19 protein-coding genes are annotated in these 19186 nt (G+C 51.6%); 18 read left to right on the top strand and 1 reads right to left on the bottom strand.

Features of this window, described 5'->3' with window-relative positions; genetic code table 11:
- Positions 1–6 precede the first annotated feature (6 nt).
- The 9 genes from ACYVUT_RS07165 to ACYVUT_RS07125 all read left to right on the top strand — a co-directional run bounded on the left by ACYVUT_RS07165 (position 7) and on the right by ACYVUT_RS07125 (position 8554).
- Entirely contained in the window at positions 7–441 is a 435-nt protein-coding gene (locus ACYVUT_RS07165; RefSeq protein WP_004560645.1) for an Asp23/Gls24 family envelope stress response protein, read from the top strand.
- Positions 441–839 carry a transcription antitermination factor NusB gene (nusB, locus tag ACYVUT_RS07160; protein WP_439774698.1) on the top strand — a complete coding sequence of 133 codons (399 nt, stop codon included), beginning with the start codon at positions 441–443 and terminating at the stop codon, positions 837–839. The genes ACYVUT_RS07165 and nusB overlap by 1 nt, the downstream gene beginning before the upstream one ends.
- 46 nt (positions 840–885) lie before the next feature.
- Positions 886–1737 (top strand): bifunctional methylenetetrahydrofolate dehydrogenase/methenyltetrahydrofolate cyclohydrolase, encoded by an 852-nt coding sequence (locus ACYVUT_RS07155; RefSeq protein ID WP_439774699.1) that lies wholly within the window; start codon positions 886–888, stop codon positions 1735–1737.
- A complete protein-coding gene (gene xseA / locus ACYVUT_RS07150) occupies positions 1724–3094 on the top strand; it encodes an exodeoxyribonuclease VII large subunit (RefSeq protein ID WP_439774700.1) in 1371 nt (456 codons plus the stop codon). The genes ACYVUT_RS07155 and xseA overlap by 14 nt, the downstream gene beginning before the upstream one ends.
- Positions 3087–3326 carry an exodeoxyribonuclease VII small subunit gene (locus ACYVUT_RS07145; RefSeq protein ID WP_002879682.1) on the top strand — a complete coding sequence of 80 codons (240 nt, stop codon included), beginning with the start codon at positions 3087–3089 and terminating at the stop codon, positions 3324–3326. Before xseA ends, ACYVUT_RS07145 begins: the two co-directional genes overlap by 8 nt.
- A 4-nt stretch (positions 3327–3330) precedes the next feature.
- A complete protein-coding gene (locus tag ACYVUT_RS07140; RefSeq protein WP_484501751.1) occupies positions 3331–4194 on the top strand; it encodes a polyprenyl synthetase family protein in 864 nt (287 codons plus the stop codon).
- On the top strand, positions 4194–5009 hold the full coding sequence (locus ACYVUT_RS07135) for a TlyA family RNA methyltransferase (protein WP_484500444.1): 816 nt from the start codon (positions 4194–4196) through the stop codon (positions 5007–5009). Before ACYVUT_RS07140 ends, ACYVUT_RS07135 begins: the two co-directional genes overlap by 1 nt.
- A 21-nt stretch (positions 5010–5030) precedes the next feature.
- Positions 5031–6716, top strand: a complete 1686-nt coding sequence (gene recN, locus ACYVUT_RS07130; protein WP_484501750.1) for a DNA repair protein RecN — start codon at positions 5031–5033, stop codon at positions 6714–6716.
- A 221-nt stretch (positions 6717–6937) separates the two neighbouring features.
- Entirely contained in the window at positions 6938–8554 is a 1617-nt protein-coding gene (locus tag ACYVUT_RS07125) for a peptide ABC transporter substrate-binding protein (protein WP_484501749.1), read from the top strand.
- Between the two features lie 61 nt (positions 8555–8615).
- Here the strand turns inward: ACYVUT_RS07125 and ACYVUT_RS07120 are convergent, their stop codons facing one another.
- Entirely contained in the window at positions 8616–8921 is a 306-nt protein-coding gene (locus ACYVUT_RS07120; RefSeq protein WP_439774705.1) for a hypothetical protein, read from the bottom strand.
- Positions 8922–9095: 174 nt separating this feature from the next.
- Here ACYVUT_RS07120 and gmk point away from each other — a divergent pair, with 174 nt between their 5' ends.
- The 9 genes from gmk to ACYVUT_RS07075 all read left to right on the top strand — a co-directional run bounded on the left by gmk (position 9096) and on the right by ACYVUT_RS07075 (position 19027).
- Positions 9096–9710, top strand: coding sequence for a guanylate kinase (gene gmk, locus ACYVUT_RS07115; protein ID WP_300616186.1), 615 nt, complete (start codon positions 9096–9098; stop codon positions 9708–9710).
- A 1-nt stretch (position 9711) separates the two neighbouring features.
- Positions 9712–9933 carry a DNA-directed RNA polymerase subunit omega gene (gene rpoZ / locus ACYVUT_RS07110; RefSeq protein WP_439774706.1) on the top strand — a complete coding sequence of 74 codons (222 nt, stop codon included), beginning with the start codon at positions 9712–9714 and terminating at the stop codon, positions 9931–9933.
- Between the two features lie 63 nt (positions 9934–9996).
- A complete protein-coding gene (gene priA / locus ACYVUT_RS07105; RefSeq protein WP_484501748.1) occupies positions 9997–12378 on the top strand; it encodes a primosomal protein N' in 2382 nt (793 codons plus the stop codon).
- A gap of 13 nt (positions 12379–12391) precedes the next feature.
- Complete coding sequence (fmt, locus tag ACYVUT_RS07100; RefSeq protein WP_439774708.1) at positions 12392–13339, top strand: methionyl-tRNA formyltransferase; 948 nt, start codon at positions 12392–12394, stop codon at positions 13337–13339.
- Entirely contained in the window at positions 13329–14645 is a 1317-nt protein-coding gene (rsmB, locus tag ACYVUT_RS07095) for a 16S rRNA (cytosine(967)-C(5))-methyltransferase RsmB (RefSeq protein WP_484500439.1), read from the top strand. The genes fmt and rsmB overlap by 11 nt, the downstream gene beginning before the upstream one ends.
- Before the next feature lie 5 nt (positions 14646–14650).
- Entirely contained in the window at positions 14651–15406 is a 756-nt protein-coding gene (locus ACYVUT_RS07090) for a Stp1/IreP family PP2C-type Ser/Thr phosphatase (protein WP_270447708.1), read from the top strand.
- Positions 15396–17420, top strand: coding sequence for a Stk1 family PASTA domain-containing Ser/Thr kinase (gene pknB / locus ACYVUT_RS07085; RefSeq protein WP_484500438.1), 2025 nt, complete (start codon positions 15396–15398; stop codon positions 17418–17420). Before ACYVUT_RS07090 ends, pknB begins: the two co-directional genes overlap by 11 nt.
- Positions 17421–18314, top strand: coding sequence for a ribosome small subunit-dependent GTPase A (rsgA, locus tag ACYVUT_RS07080; protein WP_484500437.1), 894 nt, complete (start codon positions 17421–17423; stop codon positions 18312–18314).
- 29 nt (positions 18315–18343) lie between these two features.
- Complete coding sequence (locus ACYVUT_RS07075; RefSeq protein ID WP_484500436.1) at positions 18344–19027, top strand: thiamine diphosphokinase; 684 nt, start codon at positions 18344–18346, stop codon at positions 19025–19027.
- Positions 19028–19186 lie beyond the last annotated feature (159 nt).

Genomic DNA, 19186 nt, shown 5'->3' with positions numbered 1-19186 from the left:
GGAAAAATGGCTGATAATTCAACAATCGTTTTAAGCGGCAATGATGAGGGCGATCAAATCAAGATCGACCTGCAAGTACTCGAAGTCATTCTGGGCATTTCTGCTCAGAAGGTCGACGGCGTTGCCGGGATGCGCGGTGGCTTGAAGTCAGGCTTGAGCCGTGTCTTTGGCCGCGAGGATCGGGGCAAGGGAGTTGCCGTCTCTGTTGATGAAGACGGCGAACTGACGGCTGACGTTTACGTATATCTCAAGTACGGCGTCAACGTGCCAGCTGTTGCGGGCAAGATTCAAGAAGCTTTGAAGCAGCAGCTGACTCAGATGACGGATATGAATTTGAAGTCAATTGATGTTCATGTCGTTGGTCTCGTCTTCCCTGAAGATGAAAAGAACTTTGAAGATGCTGATCAACCATTATTCCCCGATCAAGAAGAAGATAAGTAATGAATCAACACGATAGTCGAAGAATTGCACTGCAAGCCATTTATCTGTACAACCAGGATCCCAGCTTGACGGCCAGTGAATTGGAAGATAATGTCAAGTCTGCTTTGGACTTGGATACTTTGCCGGCCTACAGCAAGGAACTGGTCAGCGGCGTGATCGACAAGCAGGCTGAACTGCGTGACAAGCTTTCCGCTAACTTGAAGCAAGGCTGGCGCTTGGAGCGGTTGAGCAAGACCAGCTTGGCGATTTTGGAAGTAGCCCTGTACGAAATGCTGTACAGCCCGGTTATTGAAGACCGGTCAGCCATCAACGAGGCTTTGAATTTGTGTGACGAGTTTGATGACCCGAAGTCAAAGGCCTTCATCAATGGCATATTGGCAAACTTTGTGCAAGAATAATCTTTAAGCCGGCGTTTTGCCGGCTTTTTTTCTTAAGGAGGCAATTTTGGGAGAAATTTTGGACGGGAAGAAGCTGGCCCGGGAATTAGGCGAAAAGTTAGGCAGCGAAGTGGCTTCCTTAAAAGAACACGGAGTCAGCCCTAAACTCTGCGTAATCAATATTGGTGATGACCCGGCCAGCAAGGTCTATGTCGCCTCCAAGAAACGGAAGGCTGAGAAACTGGGGATCAAGCAGCTGGTCTACCAATTGCCGGCTGATGAAAGTGAAGAAGATGTATTAAAGCTGATCGACAGCTTGAATGCCGACCCGGAAGTTTCCAGCTTGATGGTCCAATTGCCGGTTCCCCCGCAGATCAATGCTGACCGGGTAATCGAAAGAATCGATCCAGAAAAGGACGTTGACTGCTTGACTCCGGCTAATATCGGCCGCCTTTGGCAGGGCAAGCACTTTGTTGAACCAGCCACGGCTGCCGGCATTATTGCCCTCTTAGACCACTACCAAATTGACTTGACTGGCAAAAACGCCGTGATCGTCGGCCGGTCAAATATTGTTGGCAAACCTCTGGCCGCCTTGATGCTGGAAAGAAATGCTTCTGTTTCAATCCTGCACTCCCGCAGCCGGAACCTGGCTGACTTGACTAAGCGGGCCGATATCTTGGTCTGCGCGGTTGGCAAGGCGGAAATGATCAAGGCTGACATGGTCAAAGAAGGTGCCGTGGTGATCGATGTGGGCATCAACCGGGTAGACGGCCGCCTGGTCGGCGACGTTGATTTTGATTCCGTTAAAGAAAAGGCCAGCTGGATCACGCCAGTGCCCGGCGGGGTTGGTCCATTGACGGTAGAGTTTTTAATGGAAGAAGTCATTAAATTGACAAGGAGACAGCATGGACTCGATTAAGGGGACTGAAGAAAAGTACTTGACTGTCAGTGAATTAAATTGGTATGTCAAGCAGAAGTTTGACCGAGATCCCTACCTTCATCAAATTTTTCTCCAAGGGGAATTGTCGAATTTCCGCTTCCGCAGAGGTGGTCACCAGTACTTTTCTTTAAAAGACGACAAGTCTAAAATCAATGTGGTAATGTTCCGCGGTGATTTTGAGAAAGTCAAGTTTGAGCCTGAAGAAGGGATGAAGGTCTACGTGACCGGCCGCCTGTCAACTTATGAGGCCCAGGGCAGCTACCAGTTTTATGCCAAAAGCATGGAACCAGCCGGCTTGGGGGCCTTGTTTGAGCGCTTCAAGCAGCTGCAGGAGAAACTGGCTAAAGAAGGCCTTTTTGCCCAAGAGCACAAGCGGCCTCTGCCCCTTTTTCCAGATAAGATCGCGGTTGTGACTTCAGCCTCTGGGGCAGTCATCCACGACATCATGGTAACGGCTAACCGCCGCTTCCCGCACGCTGAAATCGACCTTTTCCCGGCCCAGGTGCAGGGAGAGGGCGCGGCCGGCAGCCTGGTTTCCGCCATGCAGCAGATTCAAGTCCGGGCAGATGAATATGACGTGCTCATTATCGGCCGGGGTGGCGGGTCGTTAGAAGACCTGTGGCCTTTTAACGAAGAAGAAGTGGTCCGGCAGGTTTACGCCATGAAAATGCCGGTGATTTCCTCAGTTGGCCACGAAACAGACACGACTCTTTGCGACCTGGCCGCCGATTGCCGGGCAGCTACGCCAACAGCAGCCGCTGAAATGGCGACGCCGGATCTGACCCGGGTCCTGGCTGAGATCGGCCAGCTGCAGACCAGGCTTTTGACTGATATCCGGGCCGTTATTCAGGTCCGGGCCCAGGCTTTGGCCCAGCTGGAAAATTCTTTTATCATGAAAGAACCCCAGCGCCTCTATGAGCAGAAAATGCAGCAGGTCGACCAATTGTCCCAGCAGCTGAACCGGATGATGGAAGTTATTGTCAAAGACCAAAGCCAAAAGCTCAGCCTTTTGACCCAGCGCCTTCAGCACCAGGCTCCAGACCGGCGGATCAAGCAGCTCAAGCAGGAAAATAATTACCTGGCCAAGAGCCTGGAGCTGGGGATCAAGCGGATTCTGGAGCAAAAGCAGGCCGCCTGCCGGCAGGCCGTCCAGCAGCTGGACGACTATAGTCCTTTAAAGACCCTGGCCCGGGGCTACAGCTACACGACTGACGCAAGCGGCACCGTGGTCAAGTCAGTTCAGCAATTGTCGCCAGGCGACCAGGTTCGCCTGCACTTAAAGGATGGCCAGGCGATCGGCCGGATTGAAGAAATTAAGGAAGAAAAAAATGACTGAAAAGAACAATTTTGAAAGTCAGCTCAAGGAGCTGCAGGAAATCGTTGGTCAGCTGGAAAATGGCCAGTTGTCATTAGAAGAATCATTGGCCCAGTTCCAAACTGGGGTCAAGCTGAGCCGGGAATTGAAGCAGGAATTGACCAAGGCGGAGAACACCGTGGCCAAGTTGATTGAATCAGATGGCAGCGAGAAGGAACTTGACCCAACTGATGCCTCAGCGCCAAAGGAATAAGATCATGACAACTTTTAAAGAATTTCAAGCTAAGTACACGCCGATAGTCAATGATTTTTTAAAGGGGCAACTGCCAAAGGAAAGCGATGACCCCCGCTTTGCCGAAATCATGGCTTATTCAGTCATGGCCGGGGGTAAGCGCCTGCGGCCCCTGCTTTTTTTGGCAACTTTGGACGCCTTGGGCATTGAAATCACGGAAAAAGAAATCCAGGCAGCCTGCGGCATTGAACTGATCCATACCTATTCTTTGATCCACGATGACCTGCCGGCCATGGACAATGACGACTACCGGCGGGGGAAATTGACCAGCCACAAGAAGTGGGGCGAGGCTGAAGCTATCTTGGCTGGGGATGGCCTTCAGCCCTTAGGCATCCAGTGGATCGCCCAGGCTGAACACAACTGGAAGCTGGTCGAGATCATCACTGAAGCAGTGGGTCCTAAGGGGATGGTGGCTGGCCAATACTTGGATATCGACACCACTAACAATGAAGACAGCAGCGAAGAAGTAATTGACCATATGGAATGGCTGAAGACCGGCTGCTTGATTTTGGCCAGCGTCCAGATGGCCACGGCTTTAGCCGCTTGCCCAGACCAGCAGGCACAAAAGTACCTGGCCTTTGCCAAGCACTTTGGCCGCTCTTACCAGCTCTATGATGACCTGGTAGATATCGTTGAAAGCCAGGAAGAAGCGGGCAAGGCGACCCATAAGGATCAAGAAGTTGGCAAGAACAACAGCTTGACCATGCTGGGGGCTGAAGCAACTAGACAGGAGCTCAAGCAGCTGATTGAAATGGGCAAGGCTGATCTGGCCGGGGAAAAGGCAGAAGTTTTGCTGGGCTTTTTGGATTTGTATCAGAAGGTGCTTTAATGGCAAGTAAAGAACGCGCGGACGTATTATTGGCCGCCAAGGGAATTTTTAACTCCAGAACCCAGGCGCAAAGAGCCATCATGGCGGGGCTGGTGACTGACCATAACCACCAGCGGATCGACAAGGCCGGGGAGAAGTTTCCGGTTGACGAAGAATTTTTCATTAAAAAAGACAAGCTAAAGTATGTTTCCCGGGGCGGCTTCAAATTAGAAAAGGCAGTCAAGGTCTGGAATATTGACTTAAAAGACAAGATCTGCCTGGATATTGGGGCTTCAACTGGCGGCTTTACCGACGTGGCCCTGCAAAACGGGGCCAAGCTGGTCTATGCCTTGGACGTGGGCTACAATCAACTGGCCTGGCAGCTTCGGGATGACCCCCGGGTGGTGGTGATGGAGCGGCAGAACTTCCGCTACTCGGTTCCAGCCGACTTTACCGAAGGCCTGCCGGACTTTGCCATGACGGACGTGTCCTTTATTTCCCTGGACTTGATCATGCCGCCGATGTATGAAATCTTGAAAGACCAAGGGGATGCCGTCTGCTTGATCAAGCCCCAGTTTGAGGCAGGTCCGGAAAATGTCGGCAAGCACGGGATCGTCCGCGACCATGCCGTCCACCAGGCCGTGATTGAGCACACCATGGCCCAGGCCCTGGAAATCGGCTTTTCCATTTTGGGTGTTGACTATTCGCCAATCAAAGGCGGCAAGGGGAATATTGAATTTTTGATTCACTTGAAAAAGGATCAGGCAAATCCAGGACAGAATCTCTGGTCCGGCTCAGTCAGCGAGCTGGTTGACCGGGCTGCCCAGGGTCTGTAGAAAGGATGCTGTGGGACGCTTATGCTTGTGGAATTGGATATCCAAAATTTTGCCATCATTAAGAGTCTGAAAATCAAGTTTCAGCCGCAAATGACAGTCTTGATCGGGGAAACCGGGGCCGGCAAGTCCATCTTGATCGATGCACTCTCCCTTTTGCTAGGCCACCGAGCCCAAAAAGAAATGGTCAGATCTGGCCAGAGCAAGGCAGTCGTGACCGGCCTTTTTACCCTGCAAGACGATGAAATGCGGGAAGTTGAGCAGATTGCGGCCGACTACGGCCTGCCGATGGACGGCGATGACTTGATCATCAGCCGGGAGATCTCCAGCAAGGGCCGCAACGTCATCCGAATCAACGGGCAACTGACCACCATCACTGCTTTGGCAAAAATTGGCGAGTACCTCGTCGACATCCATGGCCAAAATGACCAGCAGATGCTGATGGACCAAAGCCGGCAGATTGACCTGGTTGATGAATACGCGGGCAAGGACTTTAAGCCCCTTTTAGCCAAGTACCAAGCTGAATACCAGTCCTGGCTGGCCCTCAACCAGCGCCTGGAGCACTTGCGCCGCGACAGCCGGGAACTGGCCCAGCGCCAGGACATTCTTCAGTTCCAGGTCGAAGAACTCACCCAGGCAGATCTGACGGATGAACATGAAGACCAGGATTTGGAAGATGAGTTCAACAAGCTGAACAACTACCAAAAGATTGCCGAATCCGCCAACTTCATGATCCAGCTTTTTGACGACGACGAGCACGGCTTGACCAGCCTGCTTGGGGATGCCCAGGGGACGGCGGAAGACTTAGCTGACCTGGATAAGGACTTCAAGAACGTGGCCCAGTCCATTACTGACGGGGTATATTCACTGAGCGATGCCCGTTCAGAACTCGGCGACATCATGGACAGCCTGGAATTTGACGAAGAGCGCTATCAGTATGTGCAAAACCGCCTGGACCTCTTAAACAACTTGAAGAAGAAGTATGGTCCAAGCCTGGCTGACGTCTTTGATTTTTATGAAAAAGTCTCCCAGGAACTCAGCCAGTTTGAAACTGGCGGCCTTGACGAGGAAGAACTGGTCAAGCAGATTGCAGCCGTTGAGGAAAAAATGTCAGTCCTGGCTAGCGACCTCCACCAGGCCAGAGAAGCTACAGCCTTGAAGCTGGAAGAAGCGATCAAGCATGAACTGGCCGATCTGTACATGGATAAGGCCCGCTTCTCCATCCGCTTCGCCAAGACCGACACTTTCACGGCTAAGGGGACAGACGACTTGGCCTTCTACATCGCGCCAAACCCAGGCGAGGAATTGATGCCGCTAGTTAAGATCGTTTCTGGCGGGGAACAGTCCCGGCTGATTCTGGCCTTGAAGGCTATCTTCTCCCGGGTTGAGCCGGTCGGCACCATGGTCTTTGACGAAATTGACACCGGGGTTTCCGGGCGGGTGGCAGCGGCTATCGGCAAGAAGATGCACGCGATTGCCGGCCAAAAGCAGGTTATTGCCATCACTCACTCTCCGCAGGTAGCGGCCAGTGCCGATCACCGCTTCGCTATCGCCAAGACCGTTGCAGAAGGCGAGACCTTTACCCAGGTCAAGGAGCTTGATGAAGACAGCAGCGTCAAGATGATCGCCCAGATGATGGCCGGTGCCAATGTCAGTGAGGCAGCTGAGCAAAACGCTGCCGACTTGATTGCCAGCCAGCAACAAGATTAAAAAACAGCTAGAAAAAATAAGCAAAAAATTACTCTCTTGCCAAAAGACAAGAGAGCTTTTTGCATGCTAATGGGAAGAAAACGTAATTTTCACTTTATCCACAGGTAAAAATTATTGACAATGGATAATCGTTATTTTAATATGATTTTAAAGAAACTTCCAGAAAAAGTGATGTGTTTCTGGAAACAATGTAAAATCTGCAAGAAAGAGAGGACGAAAAAATGAGATCCATAAAAAATAAAGCGCCGCTGGCTTTGGCGGCCCTGTCAATGGTTATGCTGACTGCCTGTGGTAAATCCAGCAGTCAAGGCAGCAAGAAGCAGGAATTCTCTTGGTCAGCTTCAGCTGAAATTTCGACCATCGACATGTCCAAGGCCAGCGATACCGTCAGCTTCGACCAGCTCAGAAACACGATGGAAGGCTTGTACCGGACTGGCAAAAATGGCAAGCTGATGCCAGGCTTAGCCACCAGCAGCACCGTTTCCAAGGACGGCAAGACCTATACTTTTACCCTGCGCAAGTCCAAGTGGAGCGACGGCAGTCCGGTCACAGCCAAGGACTTTGTCTATTCCTGGCGAAGAACGGTCGATCCCAAGACGGCTTCAGAATATGCCTACTTGTTTGAGGGCATCAAGAATGCCACGGCCATTACTGCCGGCAAAAAGCCTTTATCCAGCCTAGGTATTAAGGCAGAAGGCGACTACAAGCTGGTCGTGACTTTGGACCGGCGGATTCCATACTTCAAGAATTTGATGGCCTTCGCCCTCTTCTTCCCGCAAGCGGAAAAGGCGGTCAAGAAGTACGGGTCAAACTACGGGACAGCTTCAAAGTACATGCTTTATAACGGCCCATATGTCCAAAAGGGCTGGACGGGTTCCAACCTCTCCTGGAAGATGGTCAAGAACAAGTACTACTGGGACAAGAAGAATGTCAAGATCCAGCAGATTGACTGGAGCGTGCAGAAGACGCCGTCAACTGCCTACAACCTCTACCAGTCAAACAAGCTGGACGCCCTCAGCCTGGACTCTTCCCAGACCAAGCAATTGTCTAAAAAGCCTGGCTTCCAGCTGATCAACAACGGTGGGACGGCCTATCTGCAATACAACCTGCAAAATGACAAGAACCTGGCCAACATCAACATCCGCCGGGCAATCTCTATGGCGATTGACCGCTCTGGTCTCTGCAGCACTTTAGGCGGCAACAACCAGCCAGCCAAGACCTTTACGGCCAAGGGCGTAATGTATGTCGGTGACAGTGAATACACCAGCGGCGTTGCCAAGAGCTCAGAAGCTTACAACAAGTACAGCAAAACTGAAGCCAAGAAGCTCTTTAATAAGGGCCTGGCAGAACTGGGCAAGTCATCCATCACGATTTCCATCATGGCTGATGACACTGATTCCGGCAAGAAGACGGTTGAAGCCCTGCAGAGCGAATTAACTCAGACTCTGGGCAAGATCAAGGTTGAAACCACGACCGTGCCGTTTAAGACCCGGATGGCCCGCCGGGAAGAAGGGAAGTTCGACGTCATGGTTTCCACCTGGATCGCCGACTTCAACGACGCTATTTCCTTCCTGGACCTCCTGACCAGCAACAACAGCAGAAACTACGGCAAGTGGTCTAACAGCGAATACGACCGCTTGATCGCTGATTCCAAGACGACCGGCGACAGCAGCCAGCGGGTAAGCGACTTGCAAAAAGCCGAAGCTATCTTACTTGAGGATGAAGGGATCACCCCAATCTACTACATCTCAACTGCTTACTTGATCAGACCGGAAATCAAGAACGTCTATAACGACAACCTTGGCGGCTGGCAGTTCAAGTACGCCAGCGTAAAGTAACGAAAGATAAACAAGAACATAAGTGCAAAAAGAGTCTGGAGAAAACAGACCCTTTTTTGCTTTAAGGCAGCTCAACTGTTAAAATGTCATTAATGTCAAGTAGGTAAAAAATCTTGTTGTCGGCGTCACGGAAAACGAAGCGGCTGGGTGAAATCCGCTTAGTTATCTTGCCGACTCGCCAGCTGCCATCATTTAAGGTGACCAGAAGATACTGCCTCTTCAAGAAGGCCAGCTGCAGCTTGGCTAAGTTAACGGCCAGGCTGTCGCCGCGGAGGGTGAGCCGGTCTTCGTCATAGGCAAAGAGATAATGAAAGGCCTTCTTGAGGGGCTGGGCGGCTTGTCTGGCAAAAGTTTGAAATTGGGACATGATGAAGACTCCTTTAAGTAAATAATTTTCGAACGCCTGTTTGTAAACATATTATACGAACGAATATTCGGAAAAGCAAGCCCCTTTTTTAAAAAAGCTTTTTTCGGCCTTAAGACTTGATCAGAAGGCGCTTATGGTCCAAAATAGAATTACTAGTCAAAAAAAGGAGCTATCATGGCAGATAAAGGATTACTGTTGGTTTTGTCCGGCCCGTCCGGGGTTGGCAAGGGAACCGTCAAAAGCGCAATTGTTGAACACAAGGTCTTTCCCTTCGAATACTCAGTCTCAATGACTACCCGCAAGCCCCGTGAAGGCGAAGTGAACGGGAAAGACTACTACTTCGTGACCAGAGAAGAATTCAAGCAGGCCATCGCTGACAACCAGCTGCTGGAATACAACGAATACGTTGGCAACCTTTACGGCACCCCTTTGGGTCCGGTCAAGGAAATGCTGGCTGCCGGCAAGGACGTTCTGCTGGAAATCGATGTCAACGGGGCCAGAACGGTTCGCCAACAAATGCCAGATGGCGTCTTTATTTTCTTGACGCCGCCTGACCTGCACACCTTAAGAGACCGGCTGGAACACCGGGGCACTGAATCCGAAGACGTGATCCGGGGCAGAATTGCCCAAGCGCGCAAGGAAATTCTGGTGATGCAGGACTATGACTACGCGGTAGTCAACGACACTGTTGCTAACGCCGTCAACCACATTAAAGCAATCGTTGACGCTGAACACGTCAGCGTCAAGCGCGTGATCGACGATTATCGGAAAATGGTTAAGGAGGACTAAGATGAGAATTACCTATCCATCAATTGACAAGCTGTTAGATGAAATCGATTCAAGATACTCACTGTCAGTTCTGGCTGCCAAGCGGGCTCACGAATTGGAAGCCGGCAAGCCGGGCGCTTTGGACAACTACCACAACTTGAAGCCAGTCGGCCAAGCATTGGAAGAAATTGCTGCCGGCAAGGTAACGATTGACGTTGAACCTCACGGTGAAGCCGAAGAATAATCCTTGAAGAGGAGCGGACCTGAAGCCCGCTCCTTTTTTAGCGTTAAGAAAGGGGTGAAAGACTTGATCGCAGAAGTTATCGTCGATGTGGCCGCCCATCAGACCGACCGCATTTTTGAATACCATATCCCTGATGGCCTGGAAGCTGAAGTTGGCAGCCGGGTGGTAGTACCTTTTGGCCGCCGCAAGGTCCAGGGCTTTGTCGTTGCCGTGAAAAAAAGCAGTGACTTTACCGGCCAATTAAAGGACCTGCTTTTAGTGGTCGATGAAATGCCACCTTTGACTCCCGAGCTGGTTGCCTTGTCCAGCGACTTAGCCCAGCAGATTTTTGCCTACCGGATCAGCATCTTGAAAACCATGCTGCCGGGCGTCATGCGGGCCAATTACCGGAAAATCCTCCTGCCAAACAGCCAGCGGGCAGAGCAGCTGCCCCTTTTTGCCGGGGATCCGGTAGATTTGGCTAAGCTGGAAGAGCCGCGCTTGATCAAGCTGGTCAAGCAGCTCCTTGACAAGGGGGAGGCCAGGATTGAATACCTGGTTGAAAACAAGGCTAAAAAGAAGCTGGTTTCGGTCTACTATCCTCTGTTAACTGCCCTTGATTACCAGGAGATTTTTGCCAAAAGCCGGAAGACGGCCAGCCAGCAAAGGAAATTGCTGGTCGATTTGGCCGAGAACATGGCTGACTATCCAAAAAGCCGGGAGCAGTTGACCGGCCTGGGCATCAGTTCAGCTACTTTGAAAACGGCTGTCAGCAAAAAATGGCTGCAGGAAAAAGAGCAGGAAAAATACCGGCGGCCAACCATGCCGGTTGCGCCCAGCCGCCCCCTGGACTTAAATGACGAGCAGGCCGCGGCCTTAAGCCGGGTCAGCCAGGACATCAAGGGACGGGTCAGCCAGACCTTTCTTTTGGAAGGGGTGACCGGTTCCGGGAAAACTGAAGTCTACCTGCAGGCGATCAGCCAGGCTTTAGCCTTGGGCAGGACAGCCTTGATGCTGGTGCCGGAAATTTCCTTGACCCCCCAGATGGTCAAGCAGGTTCAGGCCCGCTTTGGCCAGCAGGTGGCGGTTTTGCACTCGGCCTTGTCGGAAGGGGAGCGCTATGATGAATGGCGCAGGATCCGCCGGGGCCAGGCCCAGGTGGTCGTGGGTGCCAGAAGTGCGGTTTTTGCCCCCTTGGACAATCTGGGCTTGATTATTATCGATGAGGAGCATGAAGGCTCCTATAAGCAGGACAATAATCCCCGCTACCACGCTCGGGACGTGGCGATTTGGCGGTCCCGCTACCACCACTGCCCCTTGATTTTGGGTAGCGCGACTCCGTCTTTGGCCAGCCGGGCCCGGGCCCAAAAGGGCGTCTACCAGCTTTTGCGCTTAAAAAAGCGGGCCAAGAGCCAGCCCCTGCCGCGAGTTGACTTGCTTGACTTAAAGCACGTGCAGTTTGCCGGCAGCCAGTTTGACATCTCTTGTCCTTTGGCTGAGGCGATTCAAAAGCGGCTGGAGAAAAAAGAACAGGTAATTCTGCTTTTAAACCGGCGGGGCTTCGCCAACTTCATGCTCTGCCGCAATTGCGGCTTTGTTTTGAAGTGCCCCAACTGCGACTTGTCCTTGACCATGCACAAGGATACCTGGACCATGCAATGCCACTACTGCGGCTACCAAGAAGCTGTTCCGGAAATTTGTCCTAACTGCCGGGACCGGCAGATCCGCTTTTTAGGGACGGGGACGCAGAAGGTGCAAGAAGAGCTGACTGAGCTTTTTCCTCAAGCCAAAATTCTCCGCATGGACGTCGACACGACCCGGAGAAAGGGCAGCTATGACAAGATTTTGACCAGTTTTGGCCAGGGAGAAGCCGATATCTTGCTGGGCACGCAGATGATTGCCAAGGGACTGGACTTCCCCAACGTGACTTTGGTTGGGGTGATCAATGCCGACACTGGTTTATGGCTGCCCGACTACAATGCTTCTGAGCGGACTTTTGAATTACTCACGCAAGTTGCTGGCCGGGCCGGGCGGGCTGATAAGGAAGGGCAGGTCATGATCCAGACTTATAATCCAGACCACTATGCCATCCGCCTGGCCCAAAAGCAGGACTATGAGCTTTTTTATGCCAAAGAAATGCAGGTCCGCCATGCCGGCGACTACCCGCCTTACTTTTACACGGTCTTAATCTCCGTTTCGGCCAAAAATGAGCAAAACGCGGCCAGGGAGGCTTTTAAAATCAAGCGCCAATTGCAAAGAGAGTTGCGGGCGCCAACCATTATCCTTGGTCCGGCTCCGGCAACAATCAGCCGCTTAAAGAGCCAGTATTATTACCAAATACTGGTAAAATATAAAAGAGAAAAACACTTAAATGAGCTCTTGCACCAGATCCAGGACCAGGCCCAGGAAGTGAAAAAGTACGGCCTGACTGTTGAGATCGATTCAGAGCCAGAGAGAATTATGTAAAGGAACAATAAACGTGAATTCAGTAATCTTTTTAGGGACGCCGCAATTCGGCGCTACAGTTTTGGAAGGCCTGATCAAGGCCGGTTATAATATTTTGGCCGTGGTAACCCAGCCAGACAAGAAGGTTGGCCGCAAGCAGAAGGTTGTCTTTTCTCCGGTTAAGGAAGTGGCTTTGGCCAACAACTTGCCCCTTTATCAGCCAGTCCGTCTGTCTAAGTCAGCTGAACTTGATGAATTGCTGCAGCTTGAAGCAGATTTCATCATCACTGCTGCCTTTGGCCAGTTTTTGCCGACAAAATTTCTAAAGTCAGCTAAAATCGCGGCCGTCAACGTGCACGGGTCCCTTTTGCCGAAATACCGGGGCGGGGCACCGATCCAGTATGCAGTCAGAAACGGGGATGCCGAAACCGGGGTGACCATCATGGAAATGGTCAAGGAAATGGACGCCGGCGACATGTACGCCCAGGCCAGCCTGCCGATCAGACCAGATGAAACCAGCGGTGAAGTTTTCGCGGAACTGGCTCCTCTTGGCCGGGACCTGCTTTTGGAAACTCTGCCAAAGATTGCTAGTGGCGAAATTGTCAAAAAGCCGCAAGATCCAAGCCAGGTAGTCTTTTCTCCAACCATCAGCAAGGCTGAGGAGAGAATTTCCTTGAAACTGACGGCCAAGGAGGCCAAGGACTTGATCCGGGCCCTCAACCCGGACCCCGGCGCCTACCTGGTCATTAAGGGCCAGCGCTTAAAGGTTTGGAAGGCGGAAGTAGCTGATGACAATACCAGTCTGCCAGCTGGCCACCTCTTGACCAACCAGGGCCGCTTTGCCATCAGCTTTGCCGGCAACACGGTCTTGAACCTGCTTGAAGTCCAGCCAAATGGCAAGAAGGCCATGGCCATCAAGGACTTTTTGAACGGGCAGGGGAAGAAGTTTGCAGCAGGAGAAAAGATCGTAGATGAAGACTAACGCCCGCACCGTGGCCCTGGACACCTTGATGAAGGTTATCAACCAGGGCTCATATTCAAACATCAGCTTAAACCACGCTCTGAAAGCGGCGAAGCTGCCGGCCGAAGAGAGCCGGCTGGCTACCAACTTGGTCTATGGAACCATCCAATACCAGCTTTACCTGGAATACCAGCTTAAGGACCTGGTCAAGGCCCGGCTGAGAGAGCCGTATATCAAGCCACTATTATTGATGTCGGCCTACCAGATCTTCTTTTTGGACAAGGTACCGGACCGGGCAGTCTTAGACGAAGCCAACAAACTGGCCAAGGCCTATGGCCGGCCTAAGTCCAGCGGCTACCGCCTGGTCAACGGGATCTTGCGCTCGCTATTGCGGCGGGGGGAAGTCCTGCCTGAAAAAGACGCGCCAGACTATCTCAGCGTGAAGTGCAGCATGCCACTTTGGCTGAGTGACTATTTCGTGGCCAACTGGGGCAAGAGCCGGGCGGAAAAAATCATGGCCAGCTTCAACAGCAAGGCCAAAAACGAAATCCGGATTTCTGCTTTGGCTGATGAAAAAAGAGTCGTCCGGGACCTGGACCGGGCACATTTTGCTCCTAAGGAGTCGCCTTTAGCCAGCCGCAGCTATGCCTTAAGCCGGGGCGGAATCGTTTTGACCGACTTTTTCAAAGATGGTGAAGTTACGGTGCAAGACGAAGCAGCCAGCCTGGTGGCAGAAGCCTTTGACTTTAAGGGAAACGAACAGGCCCTTGATGCCTGCAGCGCCCCGGGCGGCAAGACCATCCAAATAGCTGAACAAGTGCCAGAAGGACAAGTTACGGCCCTGGATATCCATGAAAAGAAATTGCGCCTGGTCAAGGAAAATGCCGCCAGAATGCGGGTTGCTGATCGGGTCAAGGTCAAAGCTTTGGACGCGCGGAAGGCAAGGGAGTATTTTTCCGGGCAAGAATTTGATAAGATATTGATAGACGCACCATGTTCCGGTCTGGGACTGCTGCGCCGCAAGCCGGAAATCCGCTATACGAAAACGGCGGAAGACATCAGCCATTTGGCTGAGATCCAACTGGATATTTTGAATGAAGTAGCCGGCTTGCTGAAAAAGGGCGGGGAGTTAGTCTACTCCACCTGCTCAATCTCTGTAGAAGAAAACGAAGAAAACGTGCGGAAATTTTTAGCCGCGCATCCAGATTTTGCATTGAAACCATTTGAAACGGTCAAGATCTCAGCTCCCAAAGGGATGCTGAAGATCCTGCCCGACAGCTATAACAGTGATGGATTTTTCATTGCCAAGTTTACGACAAGGGGTTAGTACTTGTGATTAAAACGGCATTTGCTTCAAGCATTGGTAGAGTTAGAGAGAGCAATCAAGACTTCGTGCAGATTTTTCAAAATCGCGTTGGGGTAACCATGGCCATCGTCTGCGATGGGATGGGAGGCCACCAGGGCGGCGACGTGGCATCCACGATGGCGGTCAGCCACCTGGGCCACAACTTCGCCAATACCGACCTGCACGACAAGAATCTGGCCAGAAAGTGGCTGGACGTCCAGCTGCGCTCAGAAAACGAAACGATTCTGAAGGCCGCAGACCGCTTCCCTGATTTGAATGGGATGGGGACGACGATTGTCCTGGCAATTTTCTTTGACCAGGAAGTCTTGATTGCCCACTTGGGCGACTCCCGGGCCTACAGCTACTCTGAAGGGAATTTCCGCCAAATCACCGAAGACCACTCCTTAGTCAACGAACTGGTCAAGATGGGGCAGATCACCAAAGAACAGGCGAAGACCCACCCTCAGAAAAATATCATCACTCAAGCCTTAGGCGTTTCAAGCACTATTGATCCGGAATATAATGAACTTGAAATGAAGACTGACGACGTGTTCCTTCTCTGTACTGACGGCTTGACCAATTCCCTATCGGATCCTTTGATTCAACAGGTTTTGGCAACCAAGGGCCTGAACCTGCAGGAGAGGTGCAACAAGTTGGTCAATGAAGCCAATCGCCTGGGCGGCGGCGACAATATCACCGTTTGCCTGGCCGTAAATGAGGAGGATGGCGCGAGTGATCAATAAAGGTTATTTGCTTGGAGACCGCTACCGGATCGTCGACACCCTGGGTGAAGGCGGGATGGCCAACGTCTACCTGGCTGATGACATAATTTTAAAGAGACAGGTCGCCGTTAAAATTATTCGCCTTGACTTGCAGAAGGACTCCCAGGTTCTGGCCCGATTTCAAAGAGAAGCTCTGGCCACCAGTGAACTGAGCCACCCAAATATTGTTTCTGTTTTTGACGTGGGGACCGACCATGGCTTGCCATATATGGTCATGGAATACGTGAAAGGACCCGACTTAAAGGACTATATCCGGGAAAACAGCCCGATTCCCCTGCCGCAGGTCATCAAAATCATGGATCAGATTTTGTCAGCGATGGAACTGGCCCACAAGCACAACGTGATTCACCGCGACTTGAAGCCGCAGAATATTTTGATGGATGAAAAAGGCAACATCAAAATTGCCGACTTCGGCATCGCGGTTGCCTTGAACCAAAGCGCGATCACCCAGACCAATTCGGTCCTGGGTTCGGTGCACTACATGTCTCCTGAACAGACCCGGGGCGGGATGGTCACCAAACAGTCTGACATCTATTCTTTGGGGATCATCCTGTATGAGGCCTTGACCGGCCATGTGCCTTTTAACGGGGAAACGCCGGTAGCGATTGCCCTCAAGCATGCGGAAGACGATATTCCGTCCCTCAGAAAGCAAAACAAGGCCATTCCCCAGGCCTTGGAAAACGTTGTTTTAAAGGCGACGGCCAAGGACCCGCGGGACCGGTATGCTTCCGTGGCTGAAATGAAGGCTGATCTGGACACCAGTCTGGATCCGAGCCGGGCAGGTGAAGCCATTTACCGGCCAAGCCACGGCAACAATGATGAAACCAAAATTCTGCCAGCCTTGAACGGCAAGGTCATGCAGGCTGAGAAGGCCAAAGAAGGCAAGGCTGAAGAGCCAAAGAAGCGGTCTTTATGGGCCAATATCAAGAAATATAAGTGGTGGTGGATCGGGTCATTATTCCCGGTCTTTGCCATTCTGCTTTTTATGTTTTTGGCAGTTGGCCACAACAATGTCCGGGTTCCGGACGTCGTGAACATGACGGAAAAGGCAGCCAAGACCTCTTTGAAGAGTGCCGGTCTGGCGGTAGGGGCTGTGAAGCGGACCTACTCCAGCGAGGTCAAGAAGGGCAAGGTGATTTCGACCACGCCGGAGGCCAACAGCCCCGTTGACAAGGGGCGGAAGGTCAGCCTGCTGGTCTCCAAGGGGCCAAACTTGACCAAGGTACCAGATGTAGAGGGCCTTTATTTGTCGACCGCCAAAAAGAAGCTGAAGAAACTGGGCTTCAAGGTCAAGAGCCGGGAGGCACCGTCTAATGAGTACCTGCCAGGTTTGATCATCTCCCAGAGCGTCAAGGCTGGCCGTAAGGTAGATGCTTCTAAGACAACGATCACTTTGGTGGTGGCCGTGGCGTTGGAAGACCAGCCCAAGCCCTCCAGCTCCTCCAGCAGCAAGACCACTTTTAAACTGGAAGATTTGACGGGCAAGAGCTTGGAGAATGCCGAGTCTTACGCTAAGAGCAAGAAGTTGAACCTCAAGGTTGTGAAGGATTACTCTGACAGCGTGGACAGCGGCGACGTGATTTCGACGGATCCGGCAGCCGGCAGTGAAGTCGCTGAAGGGGACAGCTTGACGGTTACGGTTTCTAAGGGTGCAGAAAAGAAAGAGGTCAAGAAGACCTACACGGTTGACTACCAGGCAGATGAGAGTTCATCAAGCTCTAGTGAATCAAGTGACGAATCCAGTGAGTCCAGCTCTAGCTCTTCCTCAAGCCAGGGCAACCATGTCCGGATTTATATCCAGGACGATGACCACAGTCTTGGCAATATTTACCGGGACCAGTACATCACCAAGGATACGGACTTCACGATCACTTTTTCTGTTACTAAGGGTGACGGCAAGATCAAGATTGTGCGTGATGATCAAACCGTTGTTGATGAGACGGTTTCAGCAGATGACAGTGAAAGCGGGAATTAAATGGCAGAAATAGTACAAGGGACGGTTGTTTCTCTGATCGCCGGCTACTACGACGTGCAGACGCCGGCAGGAGTCGTGCGGACCAGGGCCCGGGGCGTTTTCCGCAAGAACCGGGAGAAGCCCCAGGTCGGCGACAGCGTGCAGGTCAAGCTGGATGAACAGGGCTTGGCTTATTTGGTGAAAATTCTGCCCCGGAAGAACCGGATCGGCCGGCCGGCGGTCGCTAATGTCGACCACGTGCTTTTGGTCATTTCGGCAGTGGAACCGGATTTCTCCACCGCTCTTTTGGACCGCTTCCTGGTCTTTTTTGCCTGGCAGGGGGTAGAGGTAACGATCTACCTGTCAAAGAGCGACCTGCTGGAGAAAGACCGGCTGACAGAAATAGAAAGCCAGCTGGCATACTATCAAAAGATTGGCTACCGGGTTTATCTGGACAGGGAAAATCTGGCAAGCGACTTGCCAAAGCAGATCATGGAAAGCAAGATCTGGACTCTGGCTGGCCAGTCAGGGGCCGGGAAGTCGACCCTGCTGAACTTTATCAAGGAAGACGCGGGGCAGGCGACGGGCGCGATCTCGACCAGCTTGAACCGAGGAAAACATACAACTAGAACGGTTACCCTTTTTAAATTAGGGGAAGGCTTTTTGGCAGATACCCCAGGCTTTTCGGCAATTGATTTGACGCCGATCAAGCTGAATGAACTGTGTACGTATTTCAAGGAATTTAAAGCCTTGAGTCCGGGATGCAAGTTCCGGGGCTGCCAACACCTGCATGAGCCGAAGTGCGCGGTCAAAGACCAGCTGGCTTTAGGTGAAATCGCGGCTTTCCGTTATGACGATTATCTGGCCATGCGGACGGAAATTGAGGAAGGCCGGATGCCGGAGTATTTGAAGTGATGAGATAAGACAGGATAGGGTGTTTTGTGATGGATGCTGCAGTATTGCTTGGCGGGCCAAAGGAAGAATGGCCGGCTGATTTAAAAGATCAGCTGAAGCAGGCGCAAGAAAGTGGCGACCTTTTGATCGGGGTTGACCGGGGAGCGCTTCTTTTGCTGGAATTAGGCTTTAAGCCGGATTTGGCGATCGGGGACTTTGACTCACTGAAGGCTGATGAACTGGCCTGGGTAGAAGGGACGGTTGCGGATATCCGCTATTCTGTGCCAAAGAAAGACTGGACCGATTCTGAGCTGATGCTGGGAATTGCTTTTGGCGATTATAAGATTGACCAGCTGAAGGTTTACGGGGCTACTGGCGGCAGGCTGGACCACGCGGCGATCAATGCTTTTGGCATTTTGAACCCGGACCTGCGCAAGTATGCCAACCAGTTGACCTTGATTGACAAGCAGAATATGATTTTTTACCGGCAAGCTGGCAGCTATGAAATTCAGAAGCAGGACTATACCTACTTTGGGGTAAGTTGCTTAATGCCGGTAGAAAATTTGACGATTGAGGGAGCCTTGTATGACCTGGCGCCTTATAGTGGCGACTACCTGCGTTCCTTCACGTCTAATGAGTTTTTGCCGGATAAGGATAGCTGCCGGTTATCCTTGAAGAAGGGCTTAGTAGCGGTCGTTTATTCTAAAGACTTGAACCGTTATGAGCAAGCTTGATTTGCACAAGATAATATAATTAAGATAATAAAAAAGTCTCGCTGAAAAGCGGGACTTTTTTGCTTACCACCCTTTTTAAAAAATTAGATTTCAATATTTACATTCTAATTTTTTAGTAGTATTATTTTAAGCATATTTAACAATCTTACTAAAATATTT

It is taken from the genome of Lactobacillus sp. WILCCON 0059, from assembly GCF_057197985.1.
This window is presented reverse-complemented; position numbering and strand designations above follow the sequence as displayed.

Excerpts from the sequence above, each read along its gene's own strand:
- ACYVUT_RS07165 (WP_004560645.1), top strand. The coding sequence starts at position 7 with ATGGCTGATAATTCAACAATCGTTTTAAGCGGCAATGATGAGGGCGAT.
- ACYVUT_RS07125 (WP_484501749.1), top strand. The coding sequence starts at position 6,938 with ATGAGATCCATAAAAAATAAAGCGCCGCTGGCTTTGGCGGCCCTGTCA.
- ACYVUT_RS07140 (WP_484501751.1), top strand. The coding sequence starts at position 3,331 with ATGACAACTTTTAAAGAATTTCAAGCTAAGTACACGCCGATAGTCAAT.
- ACYVUT_RS07145 (WP_002879682.1), top strand. The coding sequence starts at position 3,087 with ATGACTGAAAAGAACAATTTTGAAAGTCAGCTCAAGGAGCTGCAGGAA.
- xseA (WP_439774700.1), top strand. The coding sequence starts at position 1,724 with ATGGACTCGATTAAGGGGACTGAAGAAAAGTACTTGACTGTCAGTGAA.
- rsgA (WP_484500437.1), top strand. The coding sequence starts at position 17,421 with ATGGCAGAAATAGTACAAGGGACGGTTGTTTCTCTGATCGCCGGCTAC.
- ACYVUT_RS07120 (WP_439774705.1), bottom strand. The coding sequence starts at position 8,921 with ATGTCCCAATTTCAAACTTTTGCCAGACAAGCCGCCCAGCCCCTCAAG.
- rsmB (WP_484500439.1), top strand. The coding sequence starts at position 13,329 with ATGAAGACTAACGCCCGCACCGTGGCCCTGGACACCTTGATGAAGGTT.
- ACYVUT_RS07075 (WP_484500436.1), top strand. The coding sequence starts at position 18,344 with ATGGATGCTGCAGTATTGCTTGGCGGGCCAAAGGAAGAATGGCCGGCT.
- ACYVUT_RS07135 (WP_484500444.1), top strand. The coding sequence starts at position 4,194 with ATGGCAAGTAAAGAACGCGCGGACGTATTATTGGCCGCCAAGGGAATT.
- gmk (WP_300616186.1), top strand. The coding sequence starts at position 9,096 with ATGGCAGATAAAGGATTACTGTTGGTTTTGTCCGGCCCGTCCGGGGTT.
- recN (WP_484501750.1), top strand. The coding sequence starts at position 5,031 with ATGCTTGTGGAATTGGATATCCAAAATTTTGCCATCATTAAGAGTCTG.
- rpoZ (WP_439774706.1), top strand. The coding sequence starts at position 9,712 with ATGAGAATTACCTATCCATCAATTGACAAGCTGTTAGATGAAATCGAT.
- nusB (WP_439774698.1), top strand. The coding sequence starts at position 441 with ATGAATCAACACGATAGTCGAAGAATTGCACTGCAAGCCATTTATCTG.